21 protein-coding genes are annotated in these 19,309 nt (G+C 72.8%); 9 read left to right on the forward strand and 12 right to left on the reverse strand.

Annotation, left to right across the window (positions count from 1 at the left end; all coding sequences use genetic code 11):
* Positions 1–53: 53 nt before the first annotated feature.
* The 3 genes from ACPOLB_RS12630 to ACPOLB_RS12640 all read left to right on the forward strand — a co-directional run bounded on the left by ACPOLB_RS12630 (position 54) and on the right by ACPOLB_RS12640 (position 2,459).
* Positions 54–668 (forward strand): c-type cytochrome, encoded by a 615-nt coding sequence (locus tag ACPOLB_RS12630; protein ID WP_425261715.1) that lies wholly within the window; start codon positions 54–56, stop codon positions 666–668.
* Between the two features lie 167 nt (positions 669–835).
* Complete coding sequence (msrP, locus tag ACPOLB_RS12635) at positions 836–1,816, forward strand: protein-methionine-sulfoxide reductase catalytic subunit MsrP (RefSeq protein ID WP_425261716.1); 981 nt, start codon at positions 836–838, stop codon at positions 1,814–1,816.
* Positions 1,817–1,835: 19 nt separating this feature from the next.
* Positions 1,836–2,459, forward strand: a complete 624-nt coding sequence (locus ACPOLB_RS12640; RefSeq protein WP_425261717.1) for a sulfite oxidase heme-binding subunit YedZ — start codon at positions 1,836–1,838, stop codon at positions 2,457–2,459.
* An 18-nt stretch (positions 2,460–2,477) separates the two neighbouring features.
* Here ACPOLB_RS12640 and ACPOLB_RS12645 read toward each other — a convergent pair whose 3' ends face one another.
* The 6 genes from ACPOLB_RS12645 to ACPOLB_RS12670 all read right to left on the reverse strand — a co-directional run bounded on the left by ACPOLB_RS12645 (position 2,478) and on the right by ACPOLB_RS12670 (position 9,115).
* Positions 2,478–3,626: a hypothetical protein gene (locus ACPOLB_RS12645; RefSeq protein ID WP_425261718.1), complete on the reverse strand. Its 1,149-nt coding sequence runs from the start codon at positions 3,624–3,626 to the stop codon at positions 2,478–2,480.
* 71 nt (positions 3,627–3,697) lie between these two features.
* Positions 3,698–4,999: a fumarylacetoacetase gene (gene fahA / locus ACPOLB_RS12650; RefSeq protein WP_425261719.1), complete on the reverse strand. Its 1,302-nt coding sequence runs from the start codon at positions 4,997–4,999 to the stop codon at positions 3,698–3,700.
* A complete protein-coding gene (gene hmgA, locus ACPOLB_RS12655) occupies positions 4,996–6,294 on the reverse strand; it encodes a homogentisate 1,2-dioxygenase (RefSeq protein ID WP_425261720.1) in 1,299 nt (432 codons plus the stop codon). The genes fahA and hmgA overlap by 4 nt, the downstream gene beginning before the upstream one ends.
* Before the next feature lie 18 nt (positions 6,295–6,312).
* A complete protein-coding gene (locus ACPOLB_RS12660) occupies positions 6,313–6,513 on the reverse strand; it encodes a DUF2783 domain-containing protein (RefSeq protein WP_425261721.1) in 201 nt (66 codons plus the stop codon).
* Between the two features lie 5 nt (positions 6,514–6,518).
* Positions 6,519–8,159 carry an FAD-dependent oxidoreductase gene (locus tag ACPOLB_RS12665; RefSeq protein WP_425261722.1) on the reverse strand — a complete coding sequence of 547 codons (1,641 nt, stop codon included), beginning with the start codon at positions 8,157–8,159 and terminating at the stop codon, positions 6,519–6,521.
* A gap of 2 nt (positions 8,160–8,161) precedes the next feature.
* Complete coding sequence (locus tag ACPOLB_RS12670) at positions 8,162–9,115, reverse strand: MBL fold metallo-hydrolase (RefSeq protein WP_425261723.1); 954 nt, start codon at positions 9,113–9,115, stop codon at positions 8,162–8,164.
* Between the two features lie 108 nt (positions 9,116–9,223).
* Between ACPOLB_RS12670 and ACPOLB_RS12675 the strand changes: the two genes are divergently transcribed.
* The 4 genes from ACPOLB_RS12675 to ACPOLB_RS12690 all read left to right on the forward strand — a co-directional run bounded on the left by ACPOLB_RS12675 (position 9,224) and on the right by ACPOLB_RS12690 (position 12,514).
* Positions 9,224–9,988, forward strand: a complete 765-nt coding sequence (locus ACPOLB_RS12675; RefSeq protein WP_425261724.1) for an IclR family transcriptional regulator — start codon at positions 9,224–9,226, stop codon at positions 9,986–9,988.
* A 35-nt stretch (positions 9,989–10,023) separates the two neighbouring features.
* Complete coding sequence (locus ACPOLB_RS12680; RefSeq protein WP_425261725.1) at positions 10,024–10,953, forward strand: hydroxymethylglutaryl-CoA lyase; 930 nt, start codon at positions 10,024–10,026, stop codon at positions 10,951–10,953.
* A complete protein-coding gene (locus ACPOLB_RS12685; RefSeq protein ID WP_425261726.1) occupies positions 10,946–12,178 on the forward strand; it encodes a CaiB/BaiF CoA transferase family protein in 1,233 nt (410 codons plus the stop codon). The genes ACPOLB_RS12680 and ACPOLB_RS12685 overlap by 8 nt, the downstream gene beginning before the upstream one ends.
* Positions 12,179–12,292: 114 nt before the next feature.
* The gene (locus tag ACPOLB_RS12690; protein WP_425261727.1) at positions 12,293–12,514 is read left to right on the forward strand and encodes a hypothetical protein; all 222 of its coding nucleotides are present in this window, start codon (positions 12,293–12,295) and stop codon (positions 12,512–12,514) included.
* 15 nt (positions 12,515–12,529) lie between these two features.
* Here the strand turns inward: ACPOLB_RS12690 and ACPOLB_RS12695 are convergent, their stop codons facing one another.
* Genes ACPOLB_RS12695 through ACPOLB_RS12705 form a run of 3 tightly spaced genes read right to left on the reverse strand, consistent with a single transcriptional unit; the run spans position 12,530 to position 15,188 of the window.
* Positions 12,530–13,564: an L-idonate 5-dehydrogenase gene (locus ACPOLB_RS12695; RefSeq protein WP_425261728.1), complete on the reverse strand. Its 1,035-nt coding sequence runs from the start codon at positions 13,562–13,564 to the stop codon at positions 12,530–12,532.
* A 49-nt stretch (positions 13,565–13,613) separates the two neighbouring features.
* On the reverse strand, positions 13,614–14,852 hold the full coding sequence (locus tag ACPOLB_RS12700) for an NAD(P)/FAD-dependent oxidoreductase (protein WP_425261729.1): 1,239 nt from the start codon (positions 14,850–14,852) through the stop codon (positions 13,614–13,616).
* A 12-nt stretch (positions 14,853–14,864) separates the two neighbouring features.
* Complete coding sequence (locus tag ACPOLB_RS12705) at positions 14,865–15,188, reverse strand: 2Fe-2S iron-sulfur cluster-binding protein (RefSeq protein WP_425261730.1); 324 nt, start codon at positions 15,186–15,188, stop codon at positions 14,865–14,867.
* 92 nt (positions 15,189–15,280) lie between these two features.
* Here ACPOLB_RS12705 and ACPOLB_RS12710 point away from each other — a divergent pair, with 92 nt between their 5' ends.
* The gene (locus ACPOLB_RS12710) at positions 15,281–16,159 is read left to right on the forward strand and encodes an SDR family NAD(P)-dependent oxidoreductase (RefSeq protein WP_425261731.1); all 879 of its coding nucleotides are present in this window, start codon (positions 15,281–15,283) and stop codon (positions 16,157–16,159) included.
* Between the two features lie 19 nt (positions 16,160–16,178).
* Here ACPOLB_RS12710 and ACPOLB_RS12715 read toward each other — a convergent pair whose 3' ends face one another.
* Entirely contained in the window at positions 16,179–17,333 is a 1,155-nt protein-coding gene (locus ACPOLB_RS12715) for an aminotransferase class V-fold PLP-dependent enzyme (RefSeq protein WP_425261732.1), read from the reverse strand.
* Between the two features lie 144 nt (positions 17,334–17,477).
* Here ACPOLB_RS12715 and ACPOLB_RS12720 point away from each other — a divergent pair, with 144 nt between their 5' ends.
* Positions 17,478–17,891 carry a VOC family protein gene (locus ACPOLB_RS12720; protein ID WP_425261733.1) on the forward strand — a complete coding sequence of 138 codons (414 nt, stop codon included), beginning with the start codon at positions 17,478–17,480 and terminating at the stop codon, positions 17,889–17,891.
* A 21-nt stretch (positions 17,892–17,912) separates the two neighbouring features.
* Here ACPOLB_RS12720 and ACPOLB_RS12725 read toward each other — a convergent pair whose 3' ends face one another.
* Together ACPOLB_RS12725 and ACPOLB_RS12730 are read right to left on the reverse strand one after the other, a co-directional pair.
* Complete coding sequence (locus ACPOLB_RS12725; protein ID WP_425261734.1) at positions 17,913–18,206, reverse strand: hypothetical protein; 294 nt, start codon at positions 18,204–18,206, stop codon at positions 17,913–17,915.
* A gap of 170 nt (positions 18,207–18,376) precedes the next feature.
* The gene (locus ACPOLB_RS12730) at positions 18,377–19,309 is read right to left on the reverse strand and encodes a lamin tail domain-containing protein (protein WP_425261735.1); all 933 of its coding nucleotides are present in this window, start codon (positions 19,307–19,309) and stop codon (positions 18,377–18,379) included.

The following is a 19,309-nucleotide window of genomic DNA, read 5'->3' on the forward strand; positions in this document are numbered from 1 at the left end:
GTAAAATCTTCGGGTTTGCTCCGATGCACCCCGTTTTCAAGGCTCGCTCACGCATGAAGTCCGCCGTCGCCCTGATCTTCGCCGCCCTGCTCGCTGGCCCCGCGCTCGCCGCCGACGCCAAGCCCGCGTTCAAGCCCGACCTCGCCAAGGGCCAGGCCACGGCCGCCACCTGCATGGCCTGCCACACGGCCGACGGCTCGCGCGGCGCGCCGGCCAATCCGATCCTGCAGGGTCAGCACCCGGAGTACCTGGTGAAGCAGCTGACCGAGTTCAAGGCCGGCAAGCGCAAGAACGCCATCATGCAGGGCTTCGCCGCGACGCTGAGCGACGAAGACATGAAGAACGTCGCCGCGTTCTACGCCTCCAAGCAGGCCAAGCCCGGCTTCGCGAAGAACAAGGACACCATCGCCCTGGGCGAGCAGATCTACCGCGGCGGCATCGCCAGCAAGGCCGTGCCGGCCTGCGCAGGCTGCCACAGCCCCAACGGCGCCGGCATCCCGGCGCAGTACCCGCGCGTGGCCAGCCAGCACGGCGAGTACACCGAGGCCCAGCTGCTGGCCTTCCGCTCGGGCGCCCGCGCCAACAGCGCGCAGATGATGGCGATCGCCGCGAAGATGAACGACGCCGAGATCAAGGCCGTCTCCGACTACATCGCCGGCCTGCGCTGACGCCGCAGCAGCGATCCCTGCACGCACAGGCCGGTCTTCGACCGGCCTGTTCTCATTGGGCGGCCGGAACTTTCACAATGGGTGTTGGCTCCCTGGTGTGCAGTGCACGCTGTAAGAACACGGCGCTCCATCCGACACACCTGCACGTCCACGAAAGCAGTCACCACATGCACCACCTCAAAGACCGCGGCTTCCTCCACCCCGTGCCCTCGGAGATCACCCCGAAGCACGTGTTCGAGGCGCGCCGCCGCCTGCTGCAGGGCGCTGCCGCCGGTGCTGCGTTCACGGCCCTGCCGGCGCTGTCGCAAGGGTCGGCACCGCGGCCGAACAAGCTGGCCGCCCTGCCTGGCGGCAAGAGCGCCGTGGCGGGTGCCGTGGTGATGGACAAGCTCACGCCCTACGCCGACGCCGCCAGCTACAACAACTTCTACGAGTTCGGCACCGACAAGTCCGACCCCGCGCGCTACGCAGGCACGCTGAAGCCGCGGCCCTGGACCGTGGCGGTCGAAGGCGAGGTGAAGAAGCCCGGCAGCTTCGACCTCGACGCGCTGCTGAAGCTGGCCCCGATGGAAGAGCGCATCTACCGCCTGCGCTGCGTCGAGGGCTGGTCGATGGTGGTGCCGTGGGTGGGCTGGTCGCTGGCCGAACTGATCAAGCGCGTCGAGCCCACCGGCAACGCGAAGTTCGTGCAGTTCGTGACGCTGGCCGACAAGGCGCAGATGCCGGGCCTGCGCTCGTCGGTGCTCGACTGGCCCTACGTCGAGGGCCTGCGCATGGACGAGGCCATGCACCCGCTGACGCTGCTGGCCTTCGGCATGTACGGCGAGGTCCTGCCCAACCAGAACGGCGCGCCGGTGCGCCTGGTGGTGCCCTGGAAGTACGGCTTCAAGTCGGCCAAGAGCATCGTGAAGATCCGCTTCGTCGACAAGCAGCCCAAGACCAGCTGGGAAGAGGCCGCCTCGAGCGAGTACGGCTTCTACTCGAACGTGAACCCGAAGGTCGACCACCCGCGCTGGAGCCAGGCCAGCGAGCGCCGCATCGGCGAGGACGGGCTGTTCGCCAAGAAGCGCCCGACGCTGATGTTCAACGGCTACGAGCCGCAGGTGGGCCAGCTCTACGCGGGCATGGACCTGAAGAAGTTCTACTGAGGCACCGGCCGCCAGCCCCGTGAACAAGCTGCTGCTGCAGCCGGCCACGAAGCCCTTGCTGTTCCTCCTGTGCCTGGCGCCGCTGGCCTGGCTGGTGGCGGGCGCGGTGGCGAACACGCTGGGAGCGAACCCGGCCGAAGCGCTGATCCGCGCCTCGGGCGACTGGACGCTGCGCTTCGTGTGCATCGTGCTGGCGGTGACGCCGCTGCGCCAGGCCACCGGCTGGAGCGCGCTGGCGCGGCTGCGGCGCATGCTCGGCCTGTTCGCGTTCTTCTATGGCCTGCTGCACTTCCTGTGCTTCGCCTGGCTCGACATGGGGTTCGACCTGCCGGCCATCGTGCGCGACATCGCCAAGCGCCCCTTCATCCTGGTCGGCAGCGCGGCCCTGCTGCTGATGCTGCCGCTGGCCGCGACCTCGTTCAACCGCGCGATCAAGGCGCTGGGCGCGGCGCGCTGGCAGGCGCTGCACCGCGCCGTGTACGCCACGGCGCTGCTGGGCCTGCTGCACTTCTTCTGGATGCGCGCCGGCAAGAACGACTTCGCCGAAGTGGCGGTGTATGCCGCGGTGCTGGCCGTGTTGCTGGGCTGGCGGCTGTGGCGGCGACTGGCCCCTTCGGCGCGCGCCACGTCGGCGGCCCGCTAGGAGATCGCCAAGACGCGGCTAGAACGCGACCAGGTCGACGCGCTGCCCGCGCGCGGCCAATTGCTGCTGCACGCGCTCGGCGTCGCCGCGCTCCAGGAACGGCCAGCCCACGGCGCGCCAGGTGCGGCCGGCGGGCATGGCGTCCACGCGCAACCCGCGCGGCGCCTCGGTGTTGACCAGCGCCTGCTGCAGCGCCGCACCCAGCTGCTCGGACTCGGCCTGCGTGCGCACCTGCCGGCTCACGAGCGCGAACACCGGCAGGCCGTGCGCGGCGGCCTGCGCGGCACGCGCCGAGGCCAGTTCCTGCTGCGCGAGGATCTTGCTGGCCTCGTCCAGCAGCGGCCGGCGCGGGGGGAATGGCCCGGGCGGCGGCGGCACGGCCGGCGGTGTGGCGGACGACGTGGCTGGTGGTGTGGCGGCCACGTCGGGCGCCACCAGATCGTCCGCGCCCAGCGCCGCCACGGCGGCTGACGCGGCAGGCGCGGCTGCGGTGGCTGCAGAAGCCGAGGAGGCCGCAGACGCCGCTGCCAGCACGGCGGCCACGGCCGGGGTCAGGCCCGGCGGCAGCACGGCAGACGCCGCAGCGGCCACCGGTGGCGCAGCCGCGGCGGCGTCCTGCGCGGCCGTGCGCAGCAGCATCAGCACCGGCGCCGTCACCAGCGCCAGACCCGCCAGCGCCGCCACCGCCACGCGCTGCAGGCTCCACAGGCGCTGGCCCAGCACCGCGTGCGGCGCCTGCAGCGCGAGCAGCACACGCGTGCGCTCGCCTTGCGCGTCGTGGATCGCCGCGGTGCCCACCCACAGCACCAGCGCCAGGCCTTCGGGCGGCAGCTGGCGGCGGTCGATCGGCACCTGGCGCACCGGCTGGCCGGCGTCGCGCGGGCGCTGCTCGAGCCCGTGGCGCAGCGTCCAGCGGGCGATCTGCGCCGGCGTGTAGGGCGGCAGGAGGTTGTCGCTGAACACGGCGCGCCAGTGGCGCCGCGTGGCCGCCTCGCGCGCGCTGAAGGGCAGGTCGACGACACCCAGGTCCTGCACCTGGGCCGGCGTGATGCGCGCCGCCAACGGATGGCGGTTGTGCCACGCGGCCACGCGGGCCGCCCACGCCGCCGTGCTGGCGGGCGCGGAAGCGGGTGCCGACGAAGAGGCTGCAGGGCGCGCGCGGTCCATGGTCGCCCCGATTGTGGGCAGCCGCCGCGCGCGGCGATCGCTGGAAAAGCCGGGCCACCCCAGCCCTTCACTCAGCCCTTCACGGCGCCCGTGATCGTGCCGCTCACGCTGCCGAAGCCGATGCGCGCCGCGCCCGGCGCCTGGCAGACCGCGCGCAACGTGACGGTATCGCCGTCCTGCAGGAAGCTGCGCGTCTCGCCGCCGGGCAGCTGCAGCGGGACGCGGCCGCCATTGCTCAGCTCGAGCAGCGAGCCACCCTGCCCCGGTGCCGGGCCCGACAAGGTGCCGCTGCCCAGCAGGTCGCCGGTCTGCAGGTTGCAGCCGTTGCTGGCGTGGTGCGTGAGCAGCTGCGCCAGCGTCCAGTAGGCGTCGAGCATGTTCGACCGCGACAGCCGCACCGGCTGCGCCATCGCGGGCGTCTTCAGCCACACCTCGAGCGTGATGTCGATCGCGCCCGCGGCCTGGTTGAACGGCGAATCCAGGTGCGGCAGCGGCGCGGGGTCGCCCGCGGGACGCGTGAACGGCCTGCGGAACGGCGCCAGCGCCTCCATCGAGACGATCCACGGCGAGATCGACGTGGCGAAGCTCTTCGACAGGAACGGTCCCAGCGGCTGGTACTCCCAGGCCTGGATGTCGCGTGCCGACCAGTCGTTGAGCAGCGTCATGCCGAACAGGCTGTCTTCGGCCTGCGCCATCGTCAGCGGCGTGCCCAGCGCATTGCCGGTGCCGACGAAGACGCCGACCTCCAGTTCGTAGTCCAGCCTTTGGCTGGGCCCGAACACCGGCACCTCGCCAGCGCCGCGCAGCTGGCCCGCGGGCCGGCGCACCGTGCCGCCCAGGCCGATGCTCGACGCGCGGCCGTGGTAGCCGATGGGCACCCACTTGTAGTTGGGCAGCAGCGGCTGGTCGGGGCGGAACAGCTTGCCCACCGTCACCGCATGGTGGATGCCGGCGTAGAAGTCCGTGTAGTCGCGGATGGCGCACGGCATCGCCATCTCGGCCTGTGCTTGCGGCACCAGGCACAGCTCGAGGAACGGCCCCTGGTCGCTGCCTTCGGCCAGCGCCGCCGACAGCGCCGCGCGCAACCGCCGCCAGGCCGGCCGGCCCAGCGCCATGAAGGCCGCCAGGTCGCCGTCGGCCAGCGGCTGCAGCAGCTCGTGCACGCCGTCGCCCCAGGGGCACTGCTGGGCGGCGAGCCGCAGGTCCAGCACCTCGTCGCCGATGGCCACGCCCACGCGCCAGGGCTCGTCGCTCTTCGCGCGCCGGAAGCGGCCCAGCGGCAGGTTCTGGACGGGGAAGTCGGTGCCGGGCGCGTTGGCACTGGTGACCCAGCTCCTCAGATCCGGGGCGTGCGTGGCGTCGGTCAGGTTCATGGTTGCGGTACTTGAAAGCGGTCGGCCAGCGATGCCCAGCAGTCGGCGTAGGCGGTGTCGAGCATGCCAGCTTCCAGCGCATACGCGGTGGGCTTGAAGCGCCAGCGGCTCTCGAACATGAAGGCCAGCGTGTCGTCGAGCTTCTGTGGCACGAGCGCCGCGCGGCTGGCCTTGTCGAAGGCCTCGGCGTCCGGGCCGTGCGGCACCATCGTGTTGTGCAGGCTCATGCCGCCGGGGCGGAAGCCCTCGGGCTTGGCGTCGTACTGGCCGTGCACCAGGCCCATGAACTCGGCCATCACGTTGCGGTGGTACCAGGGCGGGCGGAAGGTGTCCTCGGCCACCAGCCAGCGCGGCGGGAAGATCACGAAGTCGCAGTTGGCGGTGCCGGGCGTGTCGCTGGGGCTGGTGAGCACCGTGAAGATGCTCGGGTCGGGGTGGTCGAAACTGATCGAGCCCACGGTGTTGAAGCGCCGCGTGTCGTATTTGAACGGCACCAGGTTGCCGTGCCAGGCCACCACGTTGAACGGGCTGGCGGCCGCGGTGGTGCGCCACAGCCGGCCACCGAACTTGCGCACGATCTCCATCGGCCCGCTGTCGGCCGCGAACGCGGCCTGCGGCGCGATGAAGTCGCGGGCGTTGGCCAGGCCGTTGCTGCCGATGGGGCCCAGCTCGGGCAGGCGGAACGGCGCGCCGTAGTTCTCGCAGACGTAGATGCGCGTCGGCCCCTGCACCGCCACCTGGAAGGCCATGCCGCGCGGCAGCAGCGCGATCTCGCCCGGCGCCACCTGCAGCACGCCGAGCTCGGTGGTGATGGTGAGCGCGCCCTGCTGCGGCACCAGCAGCAGTTCGCCGTCGGCATTGACGCACGCACGCTGCATGCTGCGGTTGGCCAGCACCACGTGGGCGGCGACGCCGGTCTGCGCGTCGGCGTCGCCGTTGACGACGATGGTGCGCAGGCCGTCGATGAAGTCCAGCGGCGTCTCGCCGGCCTCGGGCACGGCGATCGGGTGCCAGCGCAGCGGGTCGGGCGGGGCCTCTTCGCCCTGCGCCGCCCCGGTCTTCCAGAACGGCTGCGCAAGCGGCTGGCAGGGGCCGGTCATCACGCTGGGCTGGCGGCGGTAGAGCCAGGTGCGGCGGTTCTCGGCCCGCGGCGCGGTGAAGGCGCTGCCCGACAGCAGCTCGGCGTACAGCCCCAGCGGCGCCTGCTGCGGGCTGTTGCGGCCGATGGGCAGCGCGCCGGGCACGGCCTCGCTCTGGAACTGGTTGCCGAAGCCGGCGAGTTCGGTGGTGTGCATTGGGGGTGCTCTCAGGGATCAGAGGCTGCGCCGTGCGTCGTGCAGCAGCCGCAACAGTGTGGCGTGGTGGCCGACCGCGTTGGCCAGCAGCAGCACCAGGCGCGCGTTCAGCGCCTGGCTCTGCGCATCGCTCAGGCCGTCGTGCGCGGCCAGCAGCGCGGCGTAGAAGTCGTCGGGGCGTTCCAGCGTGGCCGCCGTGGTCAGGGTGTCGTCGGGCATGGTGCTCAGTTCCGCGCCAGTGCGCGCTGCAGCGCCGCGCGCACGGCAGGCTCGGTGGGATGGCGCCAGCGCGCGGCGACGTGGCCGTCCGGGCGCAGCAGGAACGCGGTGCCGGGCCGTGCGTCGTAGCGCTGCGCGGCCAGGCCCTGCGCATCGCGCACGGTGTCGCCGTCGATGGCCAGCACGGCCGTGCCCGCGTTCCAGGCCGGCGCCGGGCCGAACACCAGCAGCGTGAAGCCCGGGTCCAGCGCGCGCAGCAGCCAGCCCGGGCGGCCGTGCAGCAGCAGCGGCGCGTCGGCGGCCGGAGCGCCGGGGCGCAGCTGCGGGGTGAAGGCGTCGCCGGGCAAGTCCGGCGTGTTCAGGGTCGAGCCGTCCAGCGTGCTCGGCACCGAGAGCCGGCCGCTGTTGACCAGGCGCCGCGCGAAGGCGTGCTCGCGCGCCAGCGCCAGCACGGCGTCGCGGAACAGGTGGCTCACCGGGCTCTTGGGCGTGATGAAGTCGGTGCTGCGCGTGCTGTTCAGCAGGTTCTCGTCGGCGGCGTGCTCGCGTTCGCTGGCGTAGGTGTCGAGCAGTGCCTCGCTGCCGCTGCCGTCCAGCACCGCAGCCAGCTTCCAGGCCAGGTTCTCGGCGTCCTGCACGCCCGAATTCGCACCGCGCGCACCGAACGGCGACACGCCGTGCGCGGCGTCGCCGGCAAACAGCACGCAGCCGTGGCGGAAGCGTTCCATGCGCTGGCAGGCGAAGGTGTAGACGCTGGCCCAGACCAGCGTGAACGGGATGTCGCGGCCGAAGCCGCCGCGCAGCAGCGCCTGGATGCGCGGCGCGATGCGTTCGGGCGCGCGCTCGGCCTCGGGATCGGCGTCCCAGCCGAGCTGGAAGTCGATGCGCCACTCGCCGTCGGGCTGGCGGTGCAGCAGCACGCTCTGCCCGGGGTGGAACGGCGGGTCGAACCAGAACCAGCGTTCGGCGCGGCCGTCGTCGAAGAGTTCGCCGTCGATCTGCACGTCGGCGATCAGGAAGCGGTCGTGGAACACCCGCCCCTGCGTCTGCAGCCCGAGCAGGCCGCGCAGCGTGCTGCGGCTGCCGTCGCACGCGGCGACCCACTGCGCGCGCAGCGTGTAGCCGCCCGTGGGCGTGTCCACCGCCAGGTCGGCGTGCTGTGCGTGCTGCTGCAGCCCCGCGACGCGGTGGCCCCAGCGGATCTGCAGGTTGGGCAGCGCCTGCGCGCGCTGCACCAGGTGCGCCTCGGCGTGGAACTGCTGCAGGTTGATGAAGGCCGGGCGCTCGTGGCCGGGCTCGGGCAGCAGGTCGAAGGCATAGACCGGCGCGTCGCGGTGGAAGACGCGGCCGACGTTCCACGACACGCCCTGCGCCACCATCGCGTCGCCCACGCCCAGCCGGTCCCAGATCTCCAGCGTGCGCTTGGCGAAGCAGATCGCGCGCGAGCCGGTGCTGAGCTTGTGGTCGTTGTCCAGCAGCAGCACCTGTCCGCCGCGCGGCGCGAGGCGCTGCGCCAGGTCGATGGCCAGGCTCAGCCCCACCGGCCCGGCGCCGACCACCACCACCGGGTGCAGCGGCTGCGCGCCGTCCTGCTCGGGCGCGCGCGGGCAGGCGAAGCTGGCGCTGCGGCCGTCGAGGGCGGGCACGGCTACTGCTCCAGCGCCTTCCACATCGCGATGTCGCGCTCGGCGGTCCAGATGCGCGGGTCGCGGTGCGCGGTGGCTTCGTCGTACGCGCGGCTCACGTCGAAGGGCATGCAGTGGTCGAAGATGACCCAGTGCCCGTACTTCGGGCGCACGGCCTCCAGCGTCTGGCGGTACACGGTCTTCAGGTCCTGGCCGGCGGCCGCACCCGCCTGCACGGCGGCATAGACGTCGGCGATGAAGCTGCGCGTGCCGGCCAGGCCCGCGGCCACCGCGGCCTCGTCCTGCAGTGCGGCGCCGCGGCCGGGCACCAGCTGCAGCGGCCGGAGCGCGGCGATGTTGTCCAGCGTCTGCGGCCAGTCGCTGAAGTAGGCGTCGCCGGCATAGGGCGTGGCGTCGAACTCCACCAGGTCGCCGCTGAACAGGATGCGCTCGGCCGGCAGCCACACCACCGTGTCGCCCTTGGTGTGGCCGCGGCCCAGCTGCAGCAGCTGCACTTCCAGGCTGCCCAGCCACAGCGTCATCTTCCCGGTGAAGGTCAGCGTGGGCCAGGTCAGGCCGGGCGGCACGCTGTCGACGTTGCGGAACAGCCGCGGGAAGCGGCCGATCTCGCTGGCCTTGTCCTGCTCGCCGCGCTCCTGGATCAGGTCCAGCGTGTCGTGGCTGGCGATGATGTGCTCGGGCTGGTAGGCGCTGGCGCCGAGCACGCGCACCGCGTGGTAGTGGCTCAGCACGACGTACTTGATCGGCTTGTCGGTGACCTCGCGGATGCGGCGGATGACGTCCTGCGCCATCGCCGGCGTGGCCTGCGTGTCGATCACCATCACCGCGTCGTCGCCGATGACGATGCCGGTGTTGGGGTCGCCTTCGGCGGTGTAGGCCCAGGCGTGCGGCGACAGCTGCGTGAAGCTGACCTTCTTTTCTTCCAGATCGGCCTGGCTGGCGAACGCTTTGCTCATCGCGGGTCCTCTTTGACGAATAGATTCGTCATTGGTGAATTCAGCCTTGATGTTAGACAGTTCGTTTGCTACTGTCTAATTCGTTCAGTTAAGTAGAAACCCGAAACCATGAGCCAACGCGGCATCCAGAGCATCGAAGTCGGCGGCCGGCTGCTGCTGGCATTGGGCGCCGCAGGGCGGCCGATGGCACTGAAAGACCTGGCCCAGGCCGCGGACATGACGCCGCCCAAGGCCCACCCGTACCTGGTGAGCTTCGGCAAGCTGGGCCTGATCGCCAAGGACGCCGTGAGCGGCCACTACGGCCTGGGGCCGCTGGCGATGCAGCTGGGCCTGATCAGCCTGCAGCAGTTCGACCCCGTCCGGCTGGCCACGGCCCGCCTGCCCGCGCTGGCCCAGGCGCTGGGGCAGACGGTGGCCATCGCCGTGTGGGGCCACCGCGGCGCCACCATCGTGCGCACCGAGGAAGCGCCGTCGCTGGTGTACGTGGGCATGCGCCACGGCGCGGTGATGAGCCTGCGCGGCACGGCCTCGGGCCGGCTGTTCGCGGCGCACCTGCCGCGCGACGTGGTGGCCGCGGCGGGCGATGGGCCTGGCGATGCGGTGTCGGGTGGCGCGTTCGATGGCGCGTTCGAGGCCGAGCTGGCCGCCATCCGCCGCGACGGCCTGGCGCGCGTGGAAGGCACTGCCGTGGCCGGCGTCAGCGCGCTGGCCGCGCCGGTGTTCGACGGCGGCGGCAGCCTCGTGCTCAGCCTCACCGCGATCGGTCCCAGCGCCAGCTTCGACGTCACGGCAGACGGCCCGGCCGCCACCACGCTGCGCCGCTGCGCCGCCGAACTGTCGGCCCAGCTCGGTGCACAGCCGGCGGTGTCATGATCCCGGGCTCCGCCCCCCCTGCCCCGCTGCCCCCGATGGCCTCCACCGCACCGCCCGAGATCCTGATCAGCGAGGTCGGCCCGCGCGACGGCCTGCAGAGCGTGGCGCGCACGATGCCCACCGCGGACAAGCTGCGCTGGATCGACGCGCTGCACGCCGCCGGGCTGCGCGAGATCGAGGTCGCGTCCTTCGTGCCGGCGCGGCTGCTGCCGCAGATGGCCGACGCGGCCGACGTGGTGCGCCACGCGCGCACGCTGCCCGGCCTGACGGTGCTGGCGCTGGTGCCCAACCGGCGCGGCGCCGAAGCCGCGCTGGCAGCCGGCGTGCACAAACTGACCGTCCCGGTCTCGGCCAGCGCCGCGCACTCGATGGCCAACGTGCGCAAGACGCCCGCCGAGATGGTGGACGAGGTGCGCGCCATCGTCGCGCTGCGCGACGCCACCGCGCCCGGCGTGCAGATCGAGGCCGGCATCTCCACCGCCTTCGGCTGCACGCTGCAGGGCGCGGTGCCGGACGACGACGTGGTGCGGCTGGCCGAGCAGTTGGCCGCGGCCGGCGTCGGCGACATCGGCCTGTCCGACACCACCGGCATGGCCAACCCGGCCCAGGTGCGCCGCCTGTTCCAGCGCGTGCGCGCGGCCGTCGGCGACAAGACAGGGGCCGCCCACCTGCACAACACGCGCGGCCTGGGCCTGGCCAACTGCCTGGCGGCGTTCGACGTGGGCGTGCGCAGCTTCGACGCCTCGCTCGCCGGGCTCGGCGGTTGCCCCTACGCGCCCGGCGCCAGCGGCAACGTCGTCACCGAGGACCTGGTGTTCATGTTCGAGGCCATGGGCCTGCGCACCGGGGTCGATCTCGAGCGCCTCATCGCCGCGCGCGCGCCGCTGCAGGCCGGCCTGCCCGGCGAGCCGCTGTACGGCATGACCGCCGAGGCCGGGCTGCCCAAGGGCTACGCCCATGGCTGAGACCGCCCTGCCGCTGGCGGGCCTGCGCGTGGTCGAGTTCACGCACATGGTGATGGGCCCGAGCTGCGGCATGATCCTCGCCGACCTGGGCGCCGAGGTCGTGAAGGTCGAGCCGCTGGCCGGCGACAACACGCGCAGGCTGCTCGGTTCGGGCGCCGGCTTCTTCGCGATGTTCAACCGCAACAAGCAGAGCCTGGCGGTGAACACGCACGACCCGCGCGGGCTCGAGATCGTGCTGAAGCTGGTGGCGCAGGCCGACGTCTTCAGCGAGAACTTCAAGGCCGGCGCGATGGAGCGGCTGGGCCTGGGCCCGGCGGCGCTGCAGGCGCTGAACCCGCGGCTGATCCACGTCTCGCACAAGGGCTTCCTGCCCGGGCCCTACGAACACCGCACCGCGCTCGACGAGGTGGTGCAGATGATGGGCGGCCTGGCCTACATGACCGGCCCCGAGGGCCGGCCGCTGCGCGCCGGCACCAGCGTCAACGACATCATGGGCGGCATGTTCGGCGCCATCGGCGTGCTGGCGGCGCTGCACCAGCGCGATCGTGCCAGCGGCGGCACCGGCCGCGGCCAGCAGGTGCAGAGCGCGCTGTTCGAGAACAACGTGTTCCTGATGGCGCAGCACATGATGCAGTTCGCCGTCACCGGCAAACCCGCCGCGCCGATGCCCAGCCGCATCAGCGCCTGGGGCATCTACGACGTGTTCACGGTGGCCGGCGGCGAGCAGGTGTTCCTGGCCGTGGTCTCCGACACGCAGTGGGCGCTGTTCTGCAACGCCTTCGGCCTGCACGACCTGCACGCCGATGCGCGGCTGGCCACCAACAACCTGCGCGTGCAGGCACGCGACTGGCTGCTGCCGGTGCTGCGCGCCACGCTGGCGCCGCGCACGGCGGCCGAGATCAGCGCGCTGTTCGAGGCCCAGGGCCTGCCGTTCGCGCCGATCACGCGGCCGCAGGACCTGTTCGACGACCCGCACCTGGCGGCCACTGGCGGCCTGGCGCCGATGACGCTGCCGGCCGACGCCAGCGGCGCCGGGCAGGCCATCGCCACCCGCGCGCCGCTGCTGCCGCTGACGCTGGACGGCCAGCGCCTGCCGCTGCGCGCACCGCCGCCTGCGGTCGGCGCACACACGCAGGCGCTGCTGCGCGGGCTGGGCTACGACGACGCCGCCATCGCGGTGCTGCTGGCCGATGGCGTGGTGGGCGCGCAGCCGCCCGGGCCCTGAGCCGGCGCGGCGCTGTCCTACATGCCGGCGGCGTGCCGGCTGCTGCCGCCGCAGCGGCGCAGCCGCGATGCTGGCGCCACGCACCGGCCTCTTGCCCGGGGCGCCGGAGTGCGCATGAACATGATGAAGACCCTGGGACTGGTGCTGCTGGTGGCCGGCGTGCTGGCGCTCGCCTACGGCGGGTTCACGTACACGAAGAGCAGCAGCGACGTGAAGATCGGGCCGCTGGAGCTGTCGGTGAAGGACCGCGAGACCGTCAACGTGCCGCTGTGGGCCGGCATCGTCGCCGCGGTGGTGGGCGGCGTGCTGCTGGTGGCGGGCGGGCGCCGCTCGTAGCCGCCCGCCGCTGGCTCAGTCGAAGCTGAGCAGCACCTTCATCGCCTGCGAGCGGTCGGCCGCGAGCGCAAACGCGCGGCTGGCGTCGCGGTAGGGCATGGTGGCCGAGATCAGCGGCTTCACGTCCACCAGGCCGCTGTTGAGCAGCGCCACCGCGGTGGCGAATTCCTCGTGGAAGCGGAAGGCACCGCGCAGGTCGAATTCCTTGGCGACGATGGTGTTCACCGGCAGCGTCATCTCGCCGCCCAGGCCCACCTGCACGATGATGCCGCGCGGGCGCAGCGCGTCGAAGGCGCCGACCAGCGCACGCGCGTTGCCGCTGGCTTCCAGCAGCACGTCGAAGTGGCCCTTGTCGGCGCTGAAGCGCGCCAGTGCCTGCGGGTCCTCGGCGACGTTGAGCGCCTCGTCGGCGCCCACCGCCAACGCCTTGCGCAGCGTGAACGGCGCGACGTCGGTGGCGACGATCTGCGTCGCCCCGGCACGCCGCGCGGCCACGATCAGCAGCGCGCCGATGGGCCCGCAACCGGTGACGAGCACGCGCTTGCCCAGCAGCGGGCCGGCGCGGTTCACGGCGTGCAGCGCCACCGACAGCGGCTCGGCCATCGCGCCTTCGTGGTCGCTGACGCTGTCGGCCAGCTTGTGCGCCTGGTGCGGCTCGATCACGATCTCCTGCCGGAACGCGCCCTGCACGTGCGGCGTGCGCATCGCGCTGCCGTAGTAGCGCATGTCCAGGCAATGGTTCTGCAACCCCTGCTGGCAGTAGCGGCACAGGCCGCACGGGCGGCTGGGGCTGATGGCCACGCGGTCGCCGACGGCAAAGCCCTGCAGCGCCGCGCCCACGGCCTCGACGACACCGGCCACCTCGTGGCCCAGCACCATGGGTTCCTTCACGCGCACGACGCCGAAGCCGCCGTGCTGGTAGTAGTGCAGGTCGCTGCCGCAGATGCCGCCGCAGCGCACGCGCACGCGCAGCTGCCCGGTGCCGAGTGCGGGCGTCTCGACGGTCTCGACGCGCAGGTCGCCGGCGGCGTGGATGACGAGGGCTTCCATCGGGTGTCTCGTGGTGTGTTGTGGTGGTGACTGGGGCGTGCCGTGCGTGTCAGAGCCACTGCTTCAGCGGCTGCGCGGGGTCGCAGGCAGCGGCCGGGTCGGGGCTCTTGCCGGCTTCCAGCAGCTTGCGCGCCATCATGTGGTCCATCGGGGCGTTGACGCTTTCCACGCAGGCGAAGCGGTCGCCCACGTAGTGCAGCAGCGAGAACCCCGTGGGCGTGGGCCCGGGCCGGCGGTGCACCACGGCATGGGCGGGCAGCAGGCCGGCCATCTGCAGACGCAGCCCGCCCTGGTCGGACCAGAACCACGGCAACGCCGCATGCACCGGCTGCCGGCCCTGCAAGGTGGCCGCGGCGGTGCGCGCCTGGTCGCCGGCGTTGGGCACCGATTCCAGCCGCAGCCGCCGCAGCGGTTGCGTGCTGCCGGCGAGCGGGAAGCTGGCGCAGTCGCCGATGGCCAGCACGTCGGGGTCGCTGCTGCGCAGCGCGGCGTCGACCAGCACGCCGCCACCGTCGGCCGCGTCGGCACAGGCCAGGCCGGCGGCGCGCGCCAGCGTGTCCTCGGGCACGGCGCCGATGCCCAGCACCAGCAGGTCCACGTCCTCGCGCACGCCGTCCACCTGCAGCGCCTGCAGGCGGCCGCCCGCGGCCTCGAAGCCGCCGACGTGCACGCCCAGCCGCAGGTCGATGCCGCTGGCGCGGTGCGCCTGCAGCACGTGTTCGGCCATCGCCGCCGACAGCGAGCGCGCCAGCAGCCGCGGCGCCGCTTCCAGCACCGTGACCTGCTTGCCCAGCGCCTGCGCGCTGGCCGCGATCTCCAGCCCGATGTAGCCGCCGCCCAGCACCGTGACACGCTGTGCCGCGGCCAGCAGCGCGCGCGTGCGCACGGCGTCGGCCGCGCTGCGCAGCACGGCCACGTTGTCCAGGCCCTGCAGCGCCGGCAGCGTGCGCGCACGCGCGCCGGTGGCCAGCACCAGCTGCGCGTAGGGCAGCGCCGTGCCGCTGGCCAGCTGCAGCCGGTGGCCGGCGCGGTCGATCGCCACGGCCGCGTCGCCGCGGTGCAGCGTGATGCCGGCTTCGGCGTACCAGGCCTCGGCACGGTGCAGCGCCGGCGCCTCGTCGGGGTTCTTCAGGAAGCTCTTGGACAGCGGCGGGCGCTGGTAGGGCAGCACGGGTTCGTCGCAGACCAGGTGCACGCGGGCACCCAGGCCGGCTTCGGCCAGAGCCACGCAGAGCGCGGCGCCGGCATGGCCGCCGCCGACGATGACGATGGGGTCGGGTGTGGACATCGGAGGGCTTGCTCAGTACTGCCGCGCGGGCACGTGCACCACCAGGCCTTGCAGCGCGGCGGTGATCGGGATCTGGCACGCCAGCCGGCTGCCCGGCCGCCGTTCGGCTGCTGTGCACTCGAGCATCGCGAGCTCGTTGGCATCGGGCGGCGCCAGCAGCGCCTGCCAGGGGTCGTCGACGTACACGTGGCAGGTGGCGCAGATGGCCGAGCCGCCGCACTCGGCGACGATGCCGGCGATGCCGGCGCCGGTGGCCACCTGCATCAGGCTCACGCCTTCGGGGGCTTCCAGGCCGTGCTCGCTGCCGTCGGGTTGGATGAAGCTGATGTCGGGCATGGCCGCGATTGTCGCGCGCCGCCACCGGCAGGCCGCGGCGCGGGCATCTGCTAGCGTTCGGGCCCTCGTTCCCACACGGAGACAAGCACACCATGCAGATTCGATTCGACGGCCGCGTGGCCATCGTCACCGGCGCCGGCGGCGGCCTCGGCCGCCAGCACGCGCTGGCGCTGGGCGCCCGCGGCGCGCAGGTCGTGGTCAACGACTTCGTGGCCGCCAACGCCGAGGCCGTGGCGGCCGAGATCCGCGCCGCCGGCGGCACGGCCATCGCCGCGGCCGGCTCGGTCAGCGACGAAGCCGCGGTGGCGGCGATGGTGCAGGCCGCGATGACGGCCTGGGGCCGCGTCGACATCCTCGTCAACAACGCCGGCATCCTGCGCGACAAGAGCTTCGGCAAGATGACGCTGGCCGACTTCCGCGAGGTGCTGGAAGTGCATCTGGTGGGCGCCGCGATCTGCACGCAGGCGGTGTGGCCGGTGATGCGCGCGCAGAAGTACGGCCGCGTCGTGATGACGACCTCATCCAGCGGCCTGTACGGCAACTTCGGCCAGGCCAACTACGGCGCCGCGAAGATGGGCCTGGTGGGCCTGATGCAGACGCTGTCGATCGAAGGCGCCAAGGACGGCATCCGCGTCAACTGCCTGGCGCCCACCGCCGCAACGCAGATGACCGAAGGGCTGATGCCGCCGGCCGTGCTGGCGAAGCTGGATCCGGCCGCGGTGTCGCCGGGGTTGCTGTTCCTGGTGTCGGACGACGCGCCCACGCGCGCCATCCTGTGCGCGGGCGCGGGCACCTTCGAGCGTGCCTACGTCACGCTGACGCACGGCGTGCACCTGGGCACCGGCCCCGACGTGCCCGAGCAGGTGGCGGCGCAGTTCGACGCCATCTCCGACCGCAGCCGCGAGACGGTACCGATGGCCGGCAGCGAGCAGGGGCAGAACGAGGTGACGCAGGCGGTGGCCGGCAGCTGACGCCGGCGCCCGCCAGTCTTCAGGCGGCGCGTGCCGCGTCGCCGACGCCCAGGATGCGGCCCAGCGCCGCATCGAGGCTGGCCACCGTGCGGTCCACGTGGTGCAGCTTCTCCAGGCCGAACAGGCCGATGCGGAAGGTCTTGAAGTCGGCCGGCTCGTCGCACTGCAGCGGCACGCCGGCGGCGGTCTGCAGGCCCTCGGCGGCGAAGGCCTTGGCGTTGTGCAGGCCGTCGACGTCGGTGTAGCTGACCACCACGCCCGGGGCCTGGAAGCCTTCGGCGGCGACGCTGCGCAGGCCGCGCGCGGTCATCAGCGCGCGCACGCGGCGGCCGAGCTCGACCTGCTCGGCGCGCAGCTTCTCGAAGCCGTAGGCGCGGCTCTCCAGCATCACGTCGCGTGTCTTCGCCAGCGCATCGGTGGGCAGCGTGGCGTGGTAGGCGTGGCCGCCGCCTTCGTAGGTCTCCATGATCTGCAGCCACTTCTTCAGGTCCATCGCGAAGCTGCTGCTGGCGGTGGCGTCGATGGCCGCGCGCGCGCGTTCGCTGAGCATCACGAAGGCGCAGCACGGCGAGCCGCTCCAGCCCTTCTGCGGCGCGCTGATCAGCACGTCGACCCCGGTGGCCTGCATGTCCACCCACAGCGTGCCCGAGGCGATGCAGTCCAGCACGAACAGGCCGCCCACCGCGTGCACGGCGTCGGCCACGGCGCGCAGGTAGCCGTCGGGCAGCACCATGCCGGCGGAGGTCTCGACGTGCGGCGCGAACACCAGCGCCGGGCGCTCGGCCTGGATCGTTGCCACCACCTCGTCGATGGGCGCCGGCGCCCAGGCCGCCTGGCGACCGGCCGCCACCGGGCGCGCCTTCATCACGATCTGCGCCGCCGGGATGCGGCCCATGTCGAAGATCTGCGTCCAGCGGTAGCTGAACCAGCCGTTGCGGACGACGAGCACCTTCTTGTCGTGCGCGAACTGGCGCGCCACCGCTTCCATGCCGAAGCTGCCGCTGCCGGGCACGACCACGGCCGAGCGCGCGGCGTAGACCTCCTTCAGGGTGCCCGAGAGGTCGCGCATCACCTGCTGGAAGCGCTGCGACATGTGGTTCAGCGCGCGGTCGGTGTAGACCACCGAATATTCGAGCAGGCCGTCGGGGTCGACGTTGGTCAGCAATGCGGGCATGGGGTTCGCCTTCGGGGGATCGAGGGGGTGGTTCAGCTTAGCACCGAGCCGGTGCGATGACATCCGGTCACACCGGGTGTCCCTGGCGGCGTCGAATCCGGGCGGGCAGGATCGTCGTGCAGGACCACCCCCCGAGGAGCCGCCATGCGCATCGAACCCTATCTGAACCTCGACGGCCGCTGCGACGAGGCCATCGCGTTCTACACCCAGGCGCTGGGCGCGCGCACCGAGCGGCTGATGCGCTTCAGCGACAGCCCGGACCCGCTGCCGCCGGGCATGGTGCCGCCGGGCATGGAACAGAAGGTGATGCATGCGTCGCTGCGCATCGGCGACACCGCGCTGATGCTGTCCGACGGCTCCTGCCGCGGCCAGGCCGACGTGCGCGGCATCACGCTGTCGATCGCCACGACCGACCTGGCGGCCGCGGCACGCATGTTCGCGGCGCTGGCCGACGGCGGCCAAGTGCAGATGCCGCTGGACAAGACCTTCTGGTCGCCCGCGTTCGGGATGGTGCAGGACCGCTTCGGCGTGTCCTGGATGATCAACGGCGAAGCCTGAACCCGCGCGGACCGGGCCCGTTCAGTGCTGCGTCGGCGCGAAGTCCGGCGTGTCGTTGAACTGCGCGCACTGGCGCGCCACGCAGTCGCTGGCGGCCTCCTGCTCGCGGCCGACGAAGCTGCTGCGGCGGTCCACGTGGCCCAGCACCACCAGCGGTGCAACGCGGTTGCCGCGGCGGATGGAGCCGCGCACGTGCATCGACTCCCGGCCCTGGCTGTCGATGGCGACCACGCAGGTGCCGGCGTACGGGTAACGCACGCCCGTCTGCGGGTGCAGGAAGTCGCCTTCGAAGGGAACGGGAGGAAGCAGGGCCATGGTGATCTCCGGTGTTGCTCGGATGTTGGTGAGATTTTGTGACGGCACGCTGCGCAGCGCTCCACCGGAACCGGGGGGATGCACCCCCAGGATGCAGGACATGCGGGAATTTCTGCACACCTTCGGTGCCTGCGCTTGCCCTGCGTCAAGCGCCGGGGCCGCGCGCCGCCTCAGCGGGGCGCGCGGCGGCGGGCGGGCGCCTGGGCCGGCGGCACCGGCAGCGGCGGCGACCAGCTGGCGCGGGCGCGCTCGGTGCCGTCGGGGTCGCGCAGCACGGCGACGTCGCCGGTGTTGTTCCACACCGCCTGGCGCCGGCCCCAGTGGAGGTTGACGGCGTCGTCGCTGCCCCGGCCGCTCCACAGCCGCAGCGTGGCGCCGGCGCCGAGGCGGCAGGTCGGCCCGAACTGGTAGACGTGCGGCCGGCGGGCGGCGTCGTGCAGGGTCCAGCCGGCCAGATCGAGCATGTCGCCGCTGTCGTTGTGCAGCAGCACGGCCTCGGCCTGGAGGTCGCGACCGGCCGGGTCGGCCTGGATCTCCAGCCGCACCGGCACGGCATAGGCGCTCTGCCGGACGAGCCCGCCGGGCCGGGCCAGCTGCACGTGCAGGAAGCCCTGCAGCCGCAGCCCCAGCACCACCTGCGCCACGGCCACGCAGTCGTGCACCAGCCGCTGCGAGCGCTGCGACTGCACGTGGGCGCGGTGGTCGGAGAGACGCAGCCGGCGCAGCGTGTCGGCCGGATCGCTCAGCAGCGGCGGGGCCATCGTCTCCAGCGCCTGCAGCAGCACCGGCGCAGCCAGCCCGGCCAGCGCCTGCGCCTGCGCGTGCGTGGCGCACAGGCAGTGCACCTCGATGTCCAGGTGCGCCGGCCGCTGCTCGGTGAACCCGCTGGCGCCGCCCGGCAGCTGCAGCGGCTGGCGCGCGATGTGGGCGCCGTCCGCGCTGACGCCGCCGCCGTCCTGGAACGCCAGCGCGTGCACGAAGACCTGGGCGCGCAGGCCGGTGGCCGGGCTGCAGGCCAGCGGGCCGGCGCGGCCCTCGACGTCGGCGCCCAGCCGCGCGCGCAGCGCGCGCAGCAGCAGGTCCTCGACGATGCCCAGGTTCAT

Origin of the sequence: Rubrivivax soli, assembly GCF_049810355.1 — a bacterium.
In the GTDB taxonomy this organism is placed as follows: Bacteria; Pseudomonadota; Gammaproteobacteria; order Burkholderiales; family Burkholderiaceae_C; genus Rubrivivax.